Genomic DNA, 17486 nt, shown 5'->3' with positions numbered 1-17486 from the left:
ACATCGGATCGGAAGGCGCGCCCGAGCTCGGGGCGTGAAGGGACAGGTGCATGATTCGCAGGAGGATCTCGGGGGTAGTCGCAGCGCTCGTGGCACCGCTTTGCTGGGGGGCAACGGCGCTCGCCCAGGGCGACCCCGGCGCCGCCGCGCCGCCGCCGGACGCCGCGCCGCCGCCGGCAGGCGCGGAGACCCCGGCCGGCGCCGCGCCGGCCGAGGACGCCGCAGGACTCGACGAGCCGAGCCCGTCGCGCCCGCCGCCGGCAGGGAAGGGCGTCGTGTGGGGCGTCGTCACGGACGCCGCCACGAAGGAGCCGGTCTTCGACGCCCAGGTGTCGATCGTCGGGACGAAGCTCAAGGTCATCGCGGATCTCGACGGCCGCTACCGCCTGGAGCTCCCGCCGGGGAGCTACCAGCTGCGGGTCTGGTACGAGGCGTACGAGCCCCAGCGCGTGCAGGACGTGCGCGTGACCGCCGGGCAGGTGAGCCAGGTCGACGTCGGCCTGGAGCCGGATCAGCAGGTCGAGGACGTCGTCGAGGTCGAGTTCGAGCCGGAGCGGGCGAGCGTCGCGGCGCAGCTGCTCCTCCGGAAGAACGCGGCCCACGTGGGCGACGCCGTCGGCGCGAAGGAGATCGCGAAGACGCCCGATCGCAACGCCGCGGAGGCCGCGAAGCGCATCGTCGGCGCGACCGTGGTGGACGGCAGGTACGTGTACGTGCGCGGCCTGGGCGAGCGCTACACCAACGCGCTCCTGAACGGCGCCCCGCTGCCGAGCCCCGAGCCCGACCGGCAGGCCGTCCCGCTGGATCTCTTCCCGTCGCTGGTCCTCAGCGACATCACCGTCGTCAAGACGTTCACCCCCGACATCCCCGGCGATTTCGCGGGTGGCTCGGTCCAGATCAACACGCGGGAGCTCCCGACCAAGTTCCTCTTCCAGGCCTCGCTGTCGCTGGGGCTGAACACCCAGGCGACGTTCCGGGATCGCGTGAGCTACGACGGATCCGGGACCGACTGGCTCGGGATCGACGGCGGCGCCCGCGCGCTGCCGGACGAGATCCCCGACTACAAGGTGGTGCGCCTCGGCCCCAAGCCGGGCGGCGGCACCATCTCCAGGGACGAGATGACGGCCTACGGCAGGGCGATCAACTCGTCCATGGCGACGACGCGGTCGTTCACCCCGCCGAACGGCAGCGGCAGCGTGGTCGTCGGCGACACCCTGAAGCTCGGCGGGGAGCGGCGCCTCGGCTACATCGCCACCCTGAGCTACGGCCGGAAGTTCTCGCCGCGCGCGAGCGAGATCGCCGGCATCTTCGATCCCGACCCTCGAACCGGCGATCCCGAGCGCATCGGCGACATCGCGACGGGGAACATCCGTGATCAGGTGTCCTGGGGCAGCTTCGGCAGCGTCACCTACAACCCGGATCAGGACCACAAGGTGACGCTCACCGGGCTCCACAGCCGTTCATCGGACGACCAGGTCAGCGTGGCCGACGTGGACCCGAGCAACGGGGACAGCGCGATTCGCGACACGATGCTGCGGTTCATCTCGCGATCGCTCACCCTGGGCCAGCTCCAGGGCGAGCACCGCTTCGAGGCGCTCGACGGCGGGACCGTCGACTGGAAAGCGTCGCTCTCCCTCGCGACCTCGGACGAGCCCGACACCAGGGAGACCGTCTACGTCCGCGACGACGCGAGCGGCGCCTTCTCATGGGACGAGGGCACGCTGAGCGGCGCGCACTTCTTCAGCGACATGAGCGACGTGAGCTACGGCGGGCAGCTCTCCTACACCCAGCCCCTCGTCCGCGGCGACACCCCGACCCGGCTGAAGGCGGGCGGTCTGCTCAACTTCCGAGCGCGCGAATTCAACGCGCGCCGGTTCCGGTTCAAGCAGCGCCCGGGCGCGGACCCGGCGCTCCTGCGCCAGGGGCCGGGGCAGCTGTTCTCGGACGAGAACATCGGCTCGGTGCTCGAGCTCGAGGAGATCACGCGCGAGACCGACTCCTATACGGCGAACGACGATCTCTACGCGGGTTACGTGATGACCGACGCCTCCGTGACGCGATGGCTCCGCGTCGTGCTCGGCGCCCGGGTCGAGGCCTCCTCGCTGTCGCTGAGGGCGTTCGACCGGTACTCCGCGGCGAACCCCGAGATCAACGTCGAGAGCGACAAGGTCGATCTCCTGCCGGCGCTCAACGTCATCGTCAAGACGACGGCGAGCTCGAATGTCAGGCTCGGCGTGGCCAAGACGCTGGCGCGGCCCCAGCTCCGCGAGCTCAGCCCGACCCTGTATCAGGAAGGCTATAGCGGCAGAGAGGTGCAGGGCAATCCCGAGCTCCGGCGGACGAGCGTCGTGAGCGGCGATCTCCGCTTCGAGATCTTCCCGACGGCCGGAGAGGTGGCCGCGGTCAGCGTCTTTTACAAGCACTTCCAGGAGCCGATCGAGGAGGTCATCCTCCCGAACGGCGGCAGGGGCAGGCTCACCTACGTCAACGGAGAGGCCGGCTATCTCGCCGGCGTCGAGCTCGAGCTCAGGAAGGGCCTCGGCTTCATCTCCCCGCTCCTGCGGGAGGTCACCGCGCTCGGCAACCTCACCTTCGTGACGTCGGAGGTGACGATCGATCCCGAGGTCAGCGCGGGAGGGATCACCATCACGAGCAGCCCGACGCACCCGCTCCAGGGGCAATCCCCCTTCGTCGTGAACCTGGGGCTCGACTACACCGGAGAGTCGACCGGCACGAGCGCTCGGCTCCTCTACAACGTGTTCGGCGCGCGGCTCAGGAGGGTTGGGAGCAGGCTGCCGGACGAGTACGAGCAGCCGCGGCACCAGATCGACCTGACCGTCGCCCAGCGCCTCGGCGAGCACGTCGAGCTGAAGCTGGCCGGCGAGAACCTCATCGACGCTCCCGTGCGCATCACGCAGGGGAGGGAGAACGACGAGGACAACATCGTCAATCAATACAGCAATGGGACGACTGTGACGTTGAGCGCCTCATATACCTATTGAGCGCGTGCCATTGAATCGTCACGCGTCGATCGTTGCGATTTCGCGCGCATGATTCATGGTGGCTCGTCAGGAGGTAAATAACATGCGTACATTCGGAATTGCCTTGGCTTGCGTCTCGGCGCTCTCCGTCGCGGTGCTCGCCGCCTGCGGCGACGACGACTCGATCTCCCCGACCACGACCGGCACCTCGGCCACGAGCGGCTCCGGCGGCGGCGATGGCGGCGGCGGCGGCAACGGCGGCGGCGGCAACGGCGGCGGCGGCAACGGCGGCGGCACCGCCGATTGCTCCGCTCCGGTGGAGGTCTCCGACGCGATCGACGCCGACGCGACGTGGACCGCCGACAAGTGCTACCTGATGAAGGGCATCGTCTTCGTCGAGCCGGGCGCCACCCTGACCATCGAGCCCGGCACGACGATCATGGGCGAGAAGGTCAGCCTCGCGACCCTCGTCGTGAAGCCCGGCGCGAAGATCAACGCCAAGGGCACCGCCGACGAGCCCATCGTGTTCACGAGCCAGGGCGAGAAGGGCGACCGCGCCGCGGGCGACTGGGGCGGCGTCATCCTGCTCGGCGAGGCGCCGATCAACGTCGAGGGCGGCAAGGCCACGGTCGAGGGCATCACCGGCGAAGGCACCGAGTACGGCGGCGACGAGCCGGAGGACGACAGCGGCGTCCTCGAGTACGTGCGCATCGAGTTCAGCGGGATCCTGCTCTCTCAGGACAACGAGGTGAACGGCCTCACCCTCGCCGGCGTGGGCTCCAAGACGACGATCGATCACGTGATGGTGCACCACACGCTCGACGACTGCTTCGAGTTCTTCGGCGGCACCGTCAACGCGAAGCACCTCATCTGCGCGCAGAACGGCGACGACGGCATCGACTGGGACCTCGGCTACGTCGGCAAGCTCCAGTTCATCGCCGTCCAGCAGGACCCCTCGGTGGCCGACGACACGAACGGCTTCGAGGGCGACAACGACGCCGACGCGTCGGCGAGCACGCCGGTCAGCGAGCCGACGATCTACAACGCGACCCTGTGCGGCAAGAACAAGGACGTCGACAAGCAGCAGTACGGCATGCTGCTCCGCCGCTCGACGAAGGCCCATATCTTCAACACGATCGTGACCGGCTTCGAGGCGGGGGTGGACCTCCGCGACGAGCTCACCGAGGTCGAGCTCGCGAGCTCGATCTTCTTCGGCAACGTCGAGGCGAACATCGCCTACGACGAGACCGACGCGAACGAGACCACCGAGTCGAAGCTGGACGACGACGACGACGACGGCGCGGACGAGATCGCGTGGTTCGAGGGCGAGGCGTCCAACAGCGCCGAGGATCCGGGGCTCGCCGGCTGCTTCGCCGCGAAGCCCGACTTCCGGCCGGAGGCCACGCTCGCCGAGGGCGCGGCCACGCCGCCCGACGACGGCTTCTTCGACGCCGAGGCGAAATACATCGGCGCCTTCAAGGCGGATGACACCTGGGCGACGGGCGCCTGGGTCTCGTTCGACGCGAACTGACGCCGCGCCGTCCGCGTCGGCCCCTCGTCGCGTGAGGGGCGGACCGGATCCGTGGCGAGAGAAATGACGAAGGCCGGCGCATCCGCCGGCCTTTATCGTCTCCAGCGTCGCGGCTCCGCCGCAGGCGCTCAGCGCACGCGCGGCGTGAACCCGGACACATGGCTCCGGTGCTCGCTGCATACGCCTCGCGCGTCCGGGGTGTCCTTGAATGACACCCTCCCGCACACCTCACAGATGCAGAGGTGTGCGCGATAGAACTCGCGATCGAGCAGGATGTCGGCAGCGAGCAAACTGAGCACAATGTCGCCGAGGAAGTCGATCTCTCGCGGCGAGGCGACCCAGACGGGACGGCCGCCCACCGCGGCCCGGCGGACCCTGCCCCCGTAGATCGCCGCGTTCAGGAACCGATCGTCGGCGACGGGCGCGATGAGGCCCCGCAGCGCCGTGATGACGCGCCCGCGGGCCTTGTGGATCAGCTCCTCCAGGTTGCTGCCGCCGTCGGCGCGCGGGTCGAGCATGACGGGCGTCGCGCCGGGCTCGCGCACGATCTGGGGGCGCTTCATCAGGCCCGGGGTCACGAGGTGATCCACGAACCAGTCCTGGAGGTCCTTGAGCGTCCACTCGGAGGCCGGCCACTCCAGGAACTCGAGCGCGCCGCGGAGGCCGCTGATGCTCTGGAGGCCGGGATGGGTCGGGAAGCTCGGCAGGGTGCGGGCAGTGTGCAGACGCCGGGGTGAGCGGCGGCCCGCTTCGTCGATGGTGCGGCCGGAACCCATGTTCACCTCGAGGGCGGTCCCCCGGTCCCGATGGATGCGAGCTCTTGCAGAGGCCACCATACCGACCAGACAAGCACAACTCGTGCCGAGCCTGGCGAACGGGACGACGTTGATTTCCCAGGAGTTCTGCCCAGCTAGCTCGAAGCGACCGGTGGCATGGCCGGCCACTGGCCGGCCAGGTTCTTGAACAGGTAAGATAGATCCTGATGGACCACTCCACCGTCCGCGTCTCGGTCCCGCCTGAACCCTCGGTCGCCGAGCCCGTTCCCGGGATCGTCCTGATTTTCTCGGGGGATCAGCCGCGATGCGCGCCGATCCCCCTCGATCGCGGCGCCGTGGTGCTGGGTCGCGGGGGCGTGGCGGGCGTGCCCCTCGTGGACGATTCGCTCATGTCGCGGCGACACGCGCGCATCGCGTACGACGGGGCCGCGTGGACGGTGGAGGACCTCGGCAGCACCAACGGGACGTCGGTGAACGGTGAGCCCATCCGCGGTGAGGTGCGGAGGGACGCGATCCAGGTCGTTGGCGCGGGGACGTCGGTGTTCCTCGCGCTCGCGGACATCCGGACCTTCGCGCGCGGCGCGGTGCGCATCGAGAAGGAGAGCGTCCTCGGGCCCAGGCTGCAGCTGGTCTACGACACCATCATCCGCGCCGCGGCCGCGGGCGACAGCCTGCTCGTGACGGGCGAGAGCGGCACGGGCAAGGAGCTCGCGGCGCGCGCCTACCACGAGGCGGGGCCGCAGGCGCGCGGCCCGTTCGTGGCCGTCAACTGCGCGGCCATCCCGGAGGGCCTGGCCGAGCGGCTCCTCTTCGGCGCCCGGCGCGGCGCCTACTCCGGCGCGACGCACGACACCGAGGGCTACGTGCAGGCCGCTCACGGGGGCACGCTCTTCCTCGATGAGGTCGCCGAGCTCGACGCGGCGGTCCAGGCGAAGCTGCTCCGGACGATCGACACCCGGCAGGTGCTCGAGCTCGGCGCGGTCGCGCCTCGCCCGGTGCAGATCCGCATCTGCGCCGCGACGCACGACCTGCGCGCGCGCGTCGCCCAGGGCCGCTTCCGGGACGATCTCTACTACCGCATCGGTCGGCCCGAGGTCCGGCTCCCGCCGCTCCGGGAGCGCCTCGAGGAGATTCCCTGGCTGCTCACGCAATGCGCGAAGGCGGTCGGCGCGGCTTTCGGCAAGGCGCCGCCGGCGATTCACCATTCGATGATCATCGCGTGCGCGATGCGCCGCTGGCCAGGGAACCTGCGCGAGTTCGTCGGGGAGGCGCGGCGCGCCGTGACGCGCGCGCTCGACGAGGGGCGGCGCACGGTCGAGGCCAAGGATCTCGATCCGCTCGCGGGCGTCGGCCTGGGCCCGGAGGCGACGGACTCGCACGCCCGTCAGACAGGGAGCGACGTCCGGCCGGGCCCCTCGCGCTCGAGCCAGGCGCCGCCCGAAGATGAGATCGCCGAGGCGCTTCGCCTCGAGCGAGGCAATGTGTCTCGCGCCGCCAACAGGCTCGGCGTGCACAGGAATCGAATTCGACGCTGGCTCGAGAAGAATGGCGTGGATCGCTCCCATTTCGCCGAGGGGAGCGAGCTGTCCGATAACGACTGATCCGCACGCCGAGCGCTGTATGCACAAGTACAGGAGTACGTCAATGGCGGCATTTCATCGCAGGGAAGCGCCTGCCCGCCGCGCTCCCGCGTCGCTGCCGGCCTCGCTCCGGGCGTAGGCGGCTGAGGCCGATAGGGCGGTCGTTCCATACATTGCCTCCACCAAGCGCTCTGACCTTCAGGGCGATTGCGGGCCGAAGCGCCGCTCTCCGCCGGAAGCAGGCCCGGCCGGTCGAGGAGCACGGTCGTCGCAGGGTTGCCTCCATCCGGCGACGGATCGCGGGCTCGATCGACCGAAGACCCATGTATAGGGACTTTACAGACCTGGATATGCAGGTTGTAATGTAGTGTGTAAGCCCCGTCTCCCAGCGAGGTGCTGTCACGACCACGGTCAAGTCAACGAGTCCGGCGCGCGCGCGCCGGGTCGGAGGGCGCGATGCGCTCTAAAGAGAGCAGCGGTGAGGTGTGCCGAGCGCTGCGTCCGCGTCCGGCGGCGACGCCGCGGCGCGCGCCGCGCGTCCTGCGCCGACGGCGCCGTGCGGCGCGCGGTCCGCTCGCGGCCCGCGGCGGGTGGGGGACGCCCCCTGCGGGGCGGCGGCGGTCGCCTCGTACGGTGCCTACGAAAGCCTACGTCTGCCGCTGGAAGGTGGGTTCGGACGTCCCGGGGCGCGCGGGGGAGGGGGCGCGATGCACAATCATGATCTTGGACTTGACCGGACGAGCGGCTTCATCGATGTACAGAGAGTTGTCTGTCGGGCCCTCGTGCGAGCTCAGGTCCCGTCGCGTCATGGGCGGGCGCTCGGCTTCGCGGCGTTGCCGCGGGCGCGCGGCTGCCTGGCGCCTGTCCCCGGCTCGCCATCGGGCTCTCCCGCAGCGACATCAGCAAACATTGAACCCCCCGGCTCCTGCGAGGTAGTCGACGTCATGCGTTCGCGCTTGAAATCGCCCCCTCGTGGAGAGCCCAGCCAGGACGGCGGGCTGCCTGGTTGAACAGCCCTGGACACCATGAACGCGATCCGTAGACACGCATCGGCCGAAGAGGCGTCTGTCAGCCTACGAGCGCACATCGAAGGGCCCACCAGCTCGGCCGCGTCCGGCCCGGGGCTCGCACAGCAGCCGAGCTCGGGCACCCGGCAGACCCACTCGCGCCGCCGCCCGTTCCTGAGCCGCCTCCTCTCGGCGGGCGAGGCGATCGACGCAGGGGACTTCGAGCGCGCGCGGGCCCTCGTGGAGGGCATCCTGCGGGCGGAGCCCGATACCGGTGACGCCTCGGAGCGCATTTCAGGCGTGTTCGGCCGGGCGTTGCTCGCCCGCCTGGACGGAGATCGCTCCGGCGATGGCAACCTCTACCTGCGCAGCGCTGGGCCGCGGGACATGCTCGCGGCGTTTCAGCTGCTCGTGCACGCGACGCCGCTCATCCGTTTCGGGTACCTCAGCGCGAACGCGGCGATCGTCGAGGCGTTCCAGCACGAGGAGGAGATCCACGTCATCGACATCGGCGTCGGGGGCGGTACGCAGTGGCCGTTCCTGCTACACCGGCTCGCGACGCGGCCCGGCGGCCCGCCGCGCGTCCGGCTGACCGGCATCGACCTGCCTTGTCGGGGCCCGGATCCCGAGCAGCGGCTGCGCTGGGCGGGCGCGTTCATCGGCGGATGGGCGGAGCGGCTGAAGGTCCCCTTCGAGTTCCACGGGGTCGCGTCCTCGGTGGAGCGCGTCGACTGGAGCCGTATTGCGTCCCGCTCGACGGCGCCCATCGCCGTCAATGCGGCGTTCGCATTGCACCACGTGCCCGACGCCTCGGTGCACCCGACCGCGAACCGCGACACCATTCTCACGAGGATCCGCGCGCTGTCGCCGCGCGTGCTGACGCTCGTCGAGCCGGACGTGGAGCACAACGCGCTCCCGTTCCTCCCGCGCCTGTCCGAGGCGATCGGCCATTATTATGCGGTCTTCCAGGCGCTCGAGGCGCTGCTCCCGCCGCACATCGCCGCCCGCGAGACGATCGAACAGGTCTTCTTCGGGCAGGAGGTGATGAACGTGGTGGTGGGGGAGGGGGCCGCGCGGGTCGAGCGACACGAGCGCCGCGGCGCCTGGCAGCGCCGACTCCGCATGAACGGCTTCGAGCCGCTGCGCGTCTCGCCGCACGAGTCGATGGTCCGCGGAGCGCTCCGCCTGAACACGGGGTTCGACGTGCGGGCCGACGAGCCGGCGCTCCTGCTCATGCGCAACGGGGTGTCGATCGTGGCAGCGTCGGCGTGGCGGCCGCGGCAGGTGCCGCCGCCGTCGCGGTTCATCTCCGGGCTGTTCCGCCGGACCGGCTGATCGCCGCCTCGCCGGGGACGCCTGCGACGCGGGCGGCCCCTCGCCTCAACGCCTCAGGCCGGCGAGCGCCGCCCAGAGCGTCAGCGCGCCGATCGCGAGGCTCGCGAGGACGAGCCACAGCGCGCGGCGGCCGCGCGGCGCGAGGGCCCGGAGCTCGCTCGCGAGCTCCGCGAAGAAGCCGAGGCAGCGCCACGCCCTGGGCCGTACGCCGCGAGGGGGCAGTGGGCTCAGCCCATGACGTCGGACCATATCGAACAGCACGGAGCCGCGCTCCTGGGCGCGCGCGAGGCGCTCCAGCATCTCGCGACGGCAATGAGGGCAGAACGCCGACGCATCCTCCTCGATGCCGTCGAGGCCGAGCTCCCGCAGCTTCTGCTGCTCCCAGCTCTCCCTGGCTTGACGGGCCTCGTCCGAATCGTCCGTCGGGCGGTGGTGATGGTGTGGGCTGTCCTTGGCGCTCATCGATGCTCCTGATCCCTGCCGCAACCTGCGACTCCTACGAGGATCTATTCCAGTCAGCCGGGGGGATTTCTCAGGCGTCGTGCTCGGGGGAGCAGCCGCAGCCCGGTCGACAGCGCCGAGCTGGCGCCGTTCACGAGAGGGGCGCTCGCGATCTCCTCTTTACGGATGCTCTGAGAATTTCGTTTCGAAATATCGAGGATCTCCGAGCGTGATCCTGGGGTGTCCTGGGGCGCGTCGTTGCAGCGCGATCTGTGGCCGCAGGCGCGCACCTCGGGAGTCGGGGAAGCCGTCGAATCGCAGCAGCGCCCGCCTGGACGCGCGCGGCGCGCGGCGCGGTCGGGCCCGCGCCGGAGGCATTGCGGCCGATCGGGCGGATCCCGAGTCCCCCGCCGTCGCGGAGGAGCACGACCGGCGGCGCGGGCGGCCCCTGGGGCAGCCGGGCCGCGGCTTCACGGGCAGGGGATGCAGGCGGACGCGTACCGGGTTGGGGTCGGCGCCCTACCGGGTGGAGGTGGGCCGGGGAGAGGTTCCTGCGAGGTGTGTCGATGTCGTGTAATGTAAGCGTCGCCGAGCTCGGGACCGAGCTCAGCGGGTCACGAGCACCTTAAGGGCGCCTGGCGCGGCCGCGGCCCGCAGCGCCTCCTCGGCGCGCTCCAGCGGGAGGCGAGCCGACACGAGCGAGCGCACGTCGACGGTCCGGGCCGCCAGGGCGCGCAACGCGGGCTCGAACAGCCCGCAGCGCGAGCCGACCACGGTGATCTCGTGGATGACGAGCTCCGCCAAGTGGACGCTGGAGAGCCCGGCGACGGTGCTCTTCAGCACGAGCGTTCCGCGCGGCCGGGTCGCGCGGACCGCCCTCATGAACCCCTCGGCGGTGCCCGTGGCCTCGACCACGAGCTCGGCCGGCTCGCCGGCCCAGGCGCCCTGAGGAGGCGCGCCTCCGCCGACGTCGGCGGAGGCCAGCGCGGCCGCGCGCACGAGCTCGGTCGCGATGCCCCGCGCGCGCAGCAGGGCGAGCTTCTCCTCGTGCTTGCCGACCGCGAGGACGCGCGCGCCGGCCTGGTGCAGCACCTGGGCGATGAGCAGGCCGAGCTTCCCGTCGCCGAACACGAGCGCCGAGGTGCCCGGCGCCACGCGCACCTGCTCCAGGATCTCGAACGCCGCCGCGAGCGGCTCGGTGAACACCGCCTCCTCGTCGTCCACCCGGTCGTCCACGGCGTGGAGGTTCGCCACGGGCACCGCGACGCGCTCCGCCAGCGCGCCGTCGGCGCCGGCGATGCCCATCACCGTGCGCGTCGGGCAGTGCCGCCCCAGCCCGCGCGCGCACGCGTCGCAGCGGCCGCACGCGAAGTTGATCTCCCCGACCACGCGACGGCCGCGCCACGCGGCGGGGCCCTCCACGACCTCCCCGACGAACTCGTGGCCGAGCGTGCCGCGGAAGTCCATGTAACCCTTGGTGATTTCGAGATCCGTGTTGCAGATCCCCGCGCACCGCACCTCGACCACGGCCATGCCGGCCGTGATCGAGGGCGGGGCGCGCTCGGTGACGCGCGCCGCCGTGCCGTCCCAGACCAGCGCTCGCACGGACGGGCCCTAGCCCGCCGCGAGCGCCAGCCGGCGCTTCGCCGGCTGCATCAGGTACGCGTCGACCGCATCGGCGGCCTTGCGCCCCTCCGCGATCGCCCACACGACGAGGCTCTGGCCGCGCGACATGTCGCCGGCGGCGAAGACGCCCTCCACGCTCGTGCGCCCGCCCGGGGCCTTCACGTTGCCGCGCTGGTCCATCGCGACGCCGAGCTGCTCGAGCAACCCCTCGCGCTCGGAGCCGACGAAGCCCATCGCGAGCAGGACGAGCTCGCACGGGATCTCGAACTCGCTCCCCGGGACGGGCACGAACCTCCCGCCTTCCAGGCTCACCCGCGTCGCCTTGAGGGCGCGGACGTTCCCGTGCTCGTCCCCGACGAACCCGGTGGTCGACACCGACCAGTCGCGCTCGCCGCCCTCCTCGTGCGAGGACGAGGTGCGGAGGATGAGCGGCCACGCGGGCCACGGGTTCGTGAGCGAGCGCTGCTCGGGCGGGCGGGGGAGGAGCTCGAGCTGCGTGACGTGCGCCGCGCGGTGGCGATGGCTCGTGCCGAGGCAGTCCGAGCCGGTGTCGCCGCCGCCGATGACGACCACGCGCTTGCCCGTCGCGAAGATCGCCTCGCTGTCCGGGATCACGTCGCCGGCGACCCGCTTGTTCTGCTGCGTCAGGAAATCCATGGCGAAGTGGATGCCCTTGAGCTCCCGGCCCGGGACCGGCAGGTCGCGCGGCCGGCGCGCCCCGCCGCAGAGCACGATGGCGTCGTACTGCTCGCGCAGGGCGTCGCCGGTGACGTCGACGCCGCAGTGGACGCTCGTGCGGAAGGTCACCCCCTCGGCCTGCATCTGCTCCATGCGGCGGTCGATGAGGTGCTTCTCCATCTTGAAGTCGGGGATGCCGTAACGGAGCAGGCCGCCGATGCGATCGTCGCGCTCGAAGACCGTCACGTCGTGCCCCTTGCGCGCGAGCTGCTGCGCGGCCGCGAGGCCGGCCGGCCCCGACCCGATCACCGCGACCTTCTTGCCCGTGCGCTGCTTCGCGATGACCGGCGCGATCAGGTTCCGCTCGAAGGCGCGATCGGCGACGCCGCGCTCGACGTTCTTGATCGTGACCGGCTTGCCCTCGATGTTCAGCACGCACGCCGCCTCGCAGGGCGCCGGGCACACGCGCCCGGTGAACTCGGGGAAGTTGTTCGTCGCGTCGAGCGCCGCGATCGCCTCGGGGAGGCGCTCGCGGAACATGTGATCGTTCCAGTCGGGGATCAGGTTCCCGAGCGGACATCCGTCGTGGCAGAACGGGATGCCGCAGTCCATGCACCGCGCCGCCTGATCGCGCAGCTCGGCGTCGGGGATCGGGAGCTCGAACTCCTGCCAGTCGTTCAATCGCTCGGAGACGGGCCGCTTCTTGATGTCGACCCGCTGGATCTCGAGGAAGCCTCGTACCTTACCCATGGGCGGCCGACCTCTCTCCCGTGCTCGCGGGACCCGCGTTGGCGGGGATGTAACGTCCAGTGGAAACGTAGGGGGTGGAGGGTGAAAGGAGGGACACGATCCCGCTCGACGCGTCGGCCCCGTTCGTCGCGGGCGACGCCGCGGCCTCGAGGGCCCGCCGGTACTCGCTCGGGACGACCTTCACGAACTTCGGCAGGACGGCCTGCCAGGAGTCGAGCAGCTCGGTCGCCTTCCGGCTGCCCGTGCGCCGTACGTGCTCCTCGAGCAGCGCCCGCACCGACTCGGCGTCGGCCGCGGTCATCGTCTCGAGCTGCACCATCTCCTTGTTGCAGCGCGCCTCGAACAGGGCGTCCTCGTCGAACACGTAGGCGAGCCCGCCGCTCATGCCGGCGCCGAAGTTGCGGCCGGTCGTGCCGAGGATGATCACGGTGCCGCCCGTCATGTACTCGCAGCCGTGGTCGCCCACGCCCTCGACGACGGTGGTGGCCCCGCTGTTCCTGACCGCGAAGCGCTCGCCGGCGCGGCCGTTGAAGAACGCGCGGCCGCTCGTGGCGCCGTAGAGCACGACGTTGCCGACGATGACCTGGTCGTCCGGCTTGAACGGCGCCACGCTCGGCGGGCGCACCGCCACGACGCCGCCCGACAGGCCCTTGCCGACGTAGTCGTTCGCGTCGCCCTCGAGCTCGAGCGTCATGCCCTGCGAGGCGAAGGCGCCGAAGCTCTGGCCGGCGCTGCCGGCGCACTTCACGACGATGCTGTCCTCGGGCAGCCCGGCGCTGCCGTGGCGGCGCGCGATCTCGCCGCTCAGCATGGCGCCGATCGTCCGGTCCGAGTTCCGCACGCGCGTCTCGATGACGACGGGCGGCCCGCCGTCGATCGCGGCGCGCGCCTGCTCGATGAGCTTGAGGTCGAGCACCCGGTCGAGCTTGTGGTCCTGCGGCTCGACGCAGTGGTTCGGGCTCGTGAGGGCCTCCTTCGGGCGGTAGAGCACCTCGGAGCAGTCGATCTTCCTCGCCTTCGCGTGGAGCCCGGTGCGCCGCTGCACGATGCAGTCCGAGCGCCCGACCATCTCGGTCAGGGTGCGGAAGCCCAGGCTCGCCATGATCTGCCGGAGCTCCTCCGCCACGTAGAAGAAGAAGTTGATGACGTGCTCTGGCGCGCCCGTGAACTTCTTCCGGAGCTCCGGGTCCTGCGTGGCGATGCCCACCGGACAGGTGTTGAGGTGGCACTTGCGCATCATGATGCAGCCCGCCGCGACGAGCGGCGCCGTGGAGAAGCCGAACTCCTCGGCGCCGAGCAAGGCGGCGAACGCCACGTCCCGGCCGGTCATCAGCTTGCCGTCGGTCTGCACGATGGCGCGGCCGCGGAGCCCGTTCATCACGAGCACCTGGTGCGCCTCGGCGAGCCCGAGCTCCCACGGCACGCCCGCGTGGTGGATCGACGTGAGCGGGGAGGCGCCGGTGCCGCCCGAGTCGCCGCTGATCAGCACCACGTCGGCGTGCGCCTTCACCACGCCCGCGGCGATGGTGCCGACGCCCGCCTCGGCGACGAGCTTCACGCTGATGCGCGCCTTCGAGTTGATGTTCTTCAGGTCGAAGATGAGCTGCGCGAGATCCTCGATCGAGTAGATGTCGTGGTGCGGCGGCGGCGAGATCAGCGTCACGCCGGGGGTCGAGTGGCGCACCTTCGCGATCACCGCGTCGACCTTGTGGCCCGGGAGCTGGCCGCCCTCGCCGGGCTTGGCGCCCTGCGCCATCTTGATCTGCAGCTCGTCGGCGTTGACGAGGTACTCGGCCGTGACGCCGAACCGCCCCGACGCGACCTGCTTCACCGAGCTCCGCTTCGAGTCGCCGTTCGGCAGCCGGAGGAAGCGCGCCGGGTCCTCGCCGCCCTCGCCGGTGTTCGACCGCGCGCCGATGCGGTTCATCGCGACGGCGAGGGTCTCGTGCGCCTCCTTCGAGATGCTCCCGAAGGACATGGCGCCCGTGGCGAAGCGCTTGACCAGCGAGGCGGCGGGCTCGACCTCCTCGATCGGCACCGGCGGGCCCGCGGGCTTGAAGTCCCACAGCCCGCGGAGCGACATCGGGTGCTCCTGCTGCTCGTTGATGACCGCGGCGTACTCGGCGTAGCTCTTCGCGTCGTCGAGGCGGACCGCCCGCTGGAGCGACGAGATCGACTGCGGCGTCCAGAGGTGCCGCTCGCCGAAGACGCGGAAGTGGTGGTGGCCGCCGACGTCGAGGTGCGCGCGCGCCCGCTCGCCGTACGCCGCCTGGTGGCGCGCCAGCGCCTCCTCCGCGATCTCGCGCAGGCCGACGCCGCGGACGCGCGACGCCGTGCCGGTGAAGTACGCGTCGATGACGATCTGGTCGATGCCGATCGCCTCGAAGATCTGCGCGCCCTGGTAGCTGGACAGCGCGCTGATCCCCATCTTCGACATGATCTTCAGGATGCCCTTCTTGAGCGCCTTCACGTACCGCGAGCTCGCGGCGGACGGCGACAGGTCGGGGCCGAGGGTCTTGTCGCGGCACATCGCCGCGATCGACTCGAACGCGAGGTACGGGTTCACCGCGCCGGCGCCGTAGCCGATGAGCAGCGCCATGTGGCCGACCTCGCGGGCCTCGCCGGTCTCCACGATGATGCCGGCGCGGGTGCGCGTCCCCTCGTTGATGAGGTGGTGGTGCACGGCGCCCATGGCGAGCAGGCTCGGGATGGGGGCGAGCGTCTCGTCGATGCCGCGGTCGCTGAGGATGAGGATGCTCGCCCCGTCGGCGATCGCGCGGCTCGCGTCCTTGCAGAGCTTCGCGAGCGCGCTGCGCAGGTTGTCCTCCGGGTCGCCGTCGACCGAGAAGTACATGGGCAGCGTGGCCGCGCGGAAGTCGGGGAAGACGTTCTTGCGCAGCTTCGACAGGTCGTCCTGCGTGAGGATCGGGTGCGGCAGCTCGAGCATCCGGCACTGGCGGGGCGTCTCCTCGAGGAGGTTGCCCTCGCCGCCGACGCAGCTCACGAGCGACATCACGATCTCCTCGCGGAGCGGGTCGACCGGCGGGTTCGTGACCTGCGCGAACAGCTGCTTGAAGTAGCGGAAGAGCAGCTGGGGCTTCTCGGAGAGGACGGCGAGCGGGATGTCGATGCCCATCGAGCCCACCGGCTCCTCGCCGAGGGTCGCCATCGAGGCGAGGATCATCCGCTGGTCCTCGTCGGTGTAGCCGAACGCCTGCTGCAGGGTCCGGAGATCCGAGTGCGGGATGGTGTAGAGGCTCGGCACGTCCTCGAGGGCGCGCAGGTCGATCTTGTTCTCGGCGACCCACGCCGCGTACGGCTTCTGGGTCGCGACGCGGCGCTTGATCTCGTCGTCGCTGACGACGCGGCCCTCGCTCGTGTCGACGAGGAACATCTTGCCCGGCTGGAGGCGACCCTTCTGGATCACGCGCGCCGGCTCGATGTCGAGCACGCCGAACTCGCTCGCGAGCACGACGAGGCCGTCGCTCGTCACGACGTACTTCGCCGGGCGCAGCCCGTTGCGGTCGAGCGTCGCGCCGATCAGCCGTCCGTCCGTGAAGCACAGCGCCGCGGGGCCGTCCCAGGGCTCGATGAGGCAGCCGTGGTACTCGTAGAACGCCTTCTTCTCGGCCGACATGTCCGGGTCGAGCGCCCAGGCCTCGGGCACGAGCATCATCATCACGTGCGGCAGCGACCGGCCGCTCGCGAGCAGGAAGTCGACCACGTTGTCGAGCGCGGCCGAGTCGGACCCGCCCGGGCGGATGATCGGCTTGAAGTCCTCGATCGCGTTCGCGAACACATCGCTCTTGAGCAGCGCCTCGCGCGCCGACATCCACGCGGTGTTGCCGCGGAGCGTGTTGATCTCGCCGTTGTGCGCGATGACCCGGTACGGGTGCGCGCGCTCCCACGTGGGGAAGGTGTTCGTCGAGAAGCGCGAGTGCACCATCGCGAGCCGCGACACGGTGCGCTTGTCGGACAGGTCGGGGTAGAACGCCGCGACCTGCTCCGCGAGCATCAGGCCCTTGTAGACGACCGTCCGCGACGAACAGGAGGCGAGGTAGAAGTCATCCGAGTGGGCGGTGCGGCCGGCGCGCTTGCGGATCGCGTAGAGGACCTGCTCGAAGGACTGGCGAGGCGCGACCCTCCCGATGAACAGCTGGCGGATCGCGGGGCGCGAGTCGCGCGCGACCGGGCCGATGGCGCCGTCGTCGATGGGGACGTCGCGCCAGCCGAGGACGCGCTGGCCGTGGTGCACGACCGCCGCCTCGAGGATCGCCTCGCACTGGCGGCGCCGGGACGGGCTCTGCGAGAAGAACGCCGTCGCGACCGCGTAGTCGCCGGGAGGAGGCAGCGCGATGCCCAGGGAAGCTAGGGAGGCGGCGTACAGCTCGTGCGGGATCTGGAGGAGGATGCCCGCGCCGTCGCCGGTGCAGGGGTCGCAGCCCGCGGCGCCGCGATGGGTTAGATTTTCGAGGATCTCGAGCGCTTGGCAAACGACCTCGTGCGTCGCTTCACGGCGGAGCGTGGCGACGAATCCGAGACCGCATGCGTCGTGTTCGAAAGCCGGATCGTAAAGACCTTGTCGTTGGGGCAGAGGCATGGTGCTGACTTCACACGCGCGTAGCACATGTTGCACAAGGATTGGAGCCCTAGTTAATGCGGCGCGCCAGCTCCCCCGGAACCGGGCGCAAAACCGGGGGGAGCGGCCCCCCTCTCCCGGGGCCGGATGGGCCGCGGGGGGCGGCGCTCGGCAGTGGACGCCCGTCGCCGCCCGTGATGAA

Annotated in this window: 9 protein-coding genes; 4 read left to right on the top strand and 5 right to left on the bottom strand. The window is 70.8% G+C overall.

What is annotated here, in order from left to right:
* The first annotated feature begins 89 nt into the window (after positions 1-89).
* Positions 90-3002 (top strand): TonB-dependent receptor domain-containing protein, encoded by a 2913-nt coding sequence (locus WME83_RS31105; RefSeq protein WP_437313337.1) that lies wholly within the window; start codon positions 90-92, stop codon positions 3000-3002.
* An 82-nt stretch (positions 3003-3084) separates the two neighbouring features.
* A complete protein-coding gene (locus WME83_RS31100; protein WP_437313336.1) occupies positions 3085-4512 on the top strand; it encodes a hypothetical protein in 1428 nt (475 codons plus the stop codon).
* Positions 4513-4640: 128 nt separating this feature from the next.
* Here WME83_RS31100 and WME83_RS31095 read toward each other — a convergent pair whose 3' ends face one another.
* Entirely contained in the window at positions 4641-5288 is a 648-nt protein-coding gene (locus tag WME83_RS31095; RefSeq protein WP_437313335.1) for a hypothetical protein, read from the bottom strand.
* A 206-nt stretch (positions 5289-5494) separates the two neighbouring features.
* Between WME83_RS31095 and WME83_RS31090 the strand changes: the two genes are divergently transcribed.
* Positions 5495-6889: a sigma 54-interacting transcriptional regulator gene (locus WME83_RS31090; protein WP_437313334.1), complete on the top strand. Its 1395-nt coding sequence runs from the start codon at positions 5495-5497 to the stop codon at positions 6887-6889.
* Positions 6890-7893: 1004 nt separating this feature from the next.
* Positions 7894-9210, top strand: coding sequence for a GRAS family protein (locus WME83_RS31085; RefSeq protein ID WP_437313333.1), 1317 nt, complete (start codon positions 7894-7896; stop codon positions 9208-9210).
* Between the two features lie 45 nt (positions 9211-9255).
* Here WME83_RS31085 and WME83_RS31080 read toward each other — a convergent pair whose 3' ends face one another.
* From WME83_RS31080 to gltB, 4 genes are all read right to left on the bottom strand, one after another.
* A complete protein-coding gene (locus tag WME83_RS31080) occupies positions 9256-9672 on the bottom strand; it encodes a hypothetical protein (protein WP_437313332.1) in 417 nt (138 codons plus the stop codon).
* Positions 9673-10257: 585 nt separating this feature from the next.
* Positions 10258-11256: an MDR/zinc-dependent alcohol dehydrogenase-like family protein gene (locus WME83_RS31075; RefSeq protein ID WP_437313331.1), complete on the bottom strand. Its 999-nt coding sequence runs from the start codon at positions 11254-11256 to the stop codon at positions 10258-10260.
* A 9-nt stretch (positions 11257-11265) separates the two neighbouring features.
* On the bottom strand, positions 11266-12705 hold the full coding sequence (locus WME83_RS31070; protein WP_437313330.1) for a glutamate synthase subunit beta: 1440 nt from the start codon (positions 12703-12705) through the stop codon (positions 11266-11268).
* Positions 12698-17305, bottom strand: a complete 4608-nt coding sequence (gene gltB / locus WME83_RS31065; RefSeq protein ID WP_437313329.1) for a glutamate synthase large subunit — start codon at positions 17303-17305, stop codon at positions 12698-12700. Before gltB ends, WME83_RS31070 begins: the two co-directional genes overlap by 8 nt.
* Positions 17306-17486: the final 181 nt, after the last annotated feature.

The organism is Sorangium sp. So ce385 (genome assembly GCF_051474135.1).
GTDB lineage: Bacteria > Myxococcota_A > Polyangia > Polyangiales > Polyangiaceae > Sorangium > Sorangium cellulosum_D.
The sequence above is the reverse complement of the archived record's forward strand: the minus strand, read 5'-3'. Positions and strand labels throughout refer to the sequence as shown.

Coding starts and splice junctions, on each gene's coding strand:
- WME83_RS31085 (WP_437313333.1), top strand. CDS start 7,894: ATGAACGCGATCCGTAGACACGCATCGGCCGAAGAGGCGTCTGTCAGC.
- WME83_RS31080 (WP_437313332.1), bottom strand. CDS start 9,672: ATGAGCGCCAAGGACAGCCCACACCATCACCACCGCCCGACGGACGAT.
- WME83_RS31100 (WP_437313336.1), top strand. CDS start 3,085: ATGCGTACATTCGGAATTGCCTTGGCTTGCGTCTCGGCGCTCTCCGTC.
- WME83_RS31095 (WP_437313335.1), bottom strand. CDS start 5,288: ATGGGTTCCGGCCGCACCATCGACGAAGCGGGCCGCCGCTCACCCCGG.
- gltB (WP_437313329.1), bottom strand. CDS start 17,305: ATGCCTCTGCCCCAACGACAAGGTCTTTACGATCCGGCTTTCGAACAC.
- WME83_RS31090 (WP_437313334.1), top strand. CDS start 5,495: ATGGACCACTCCACCGTCCGCGTCTCGGTCCCGCCTGAACCCTCGGTC.
- WME83_RS31070 (WP_437313330.1), bottom strand. CDS start 12,705: ATGGGTAAGGTACGAGGCTTCCTCGAGATCCAGCGGGTCGACATCAAG.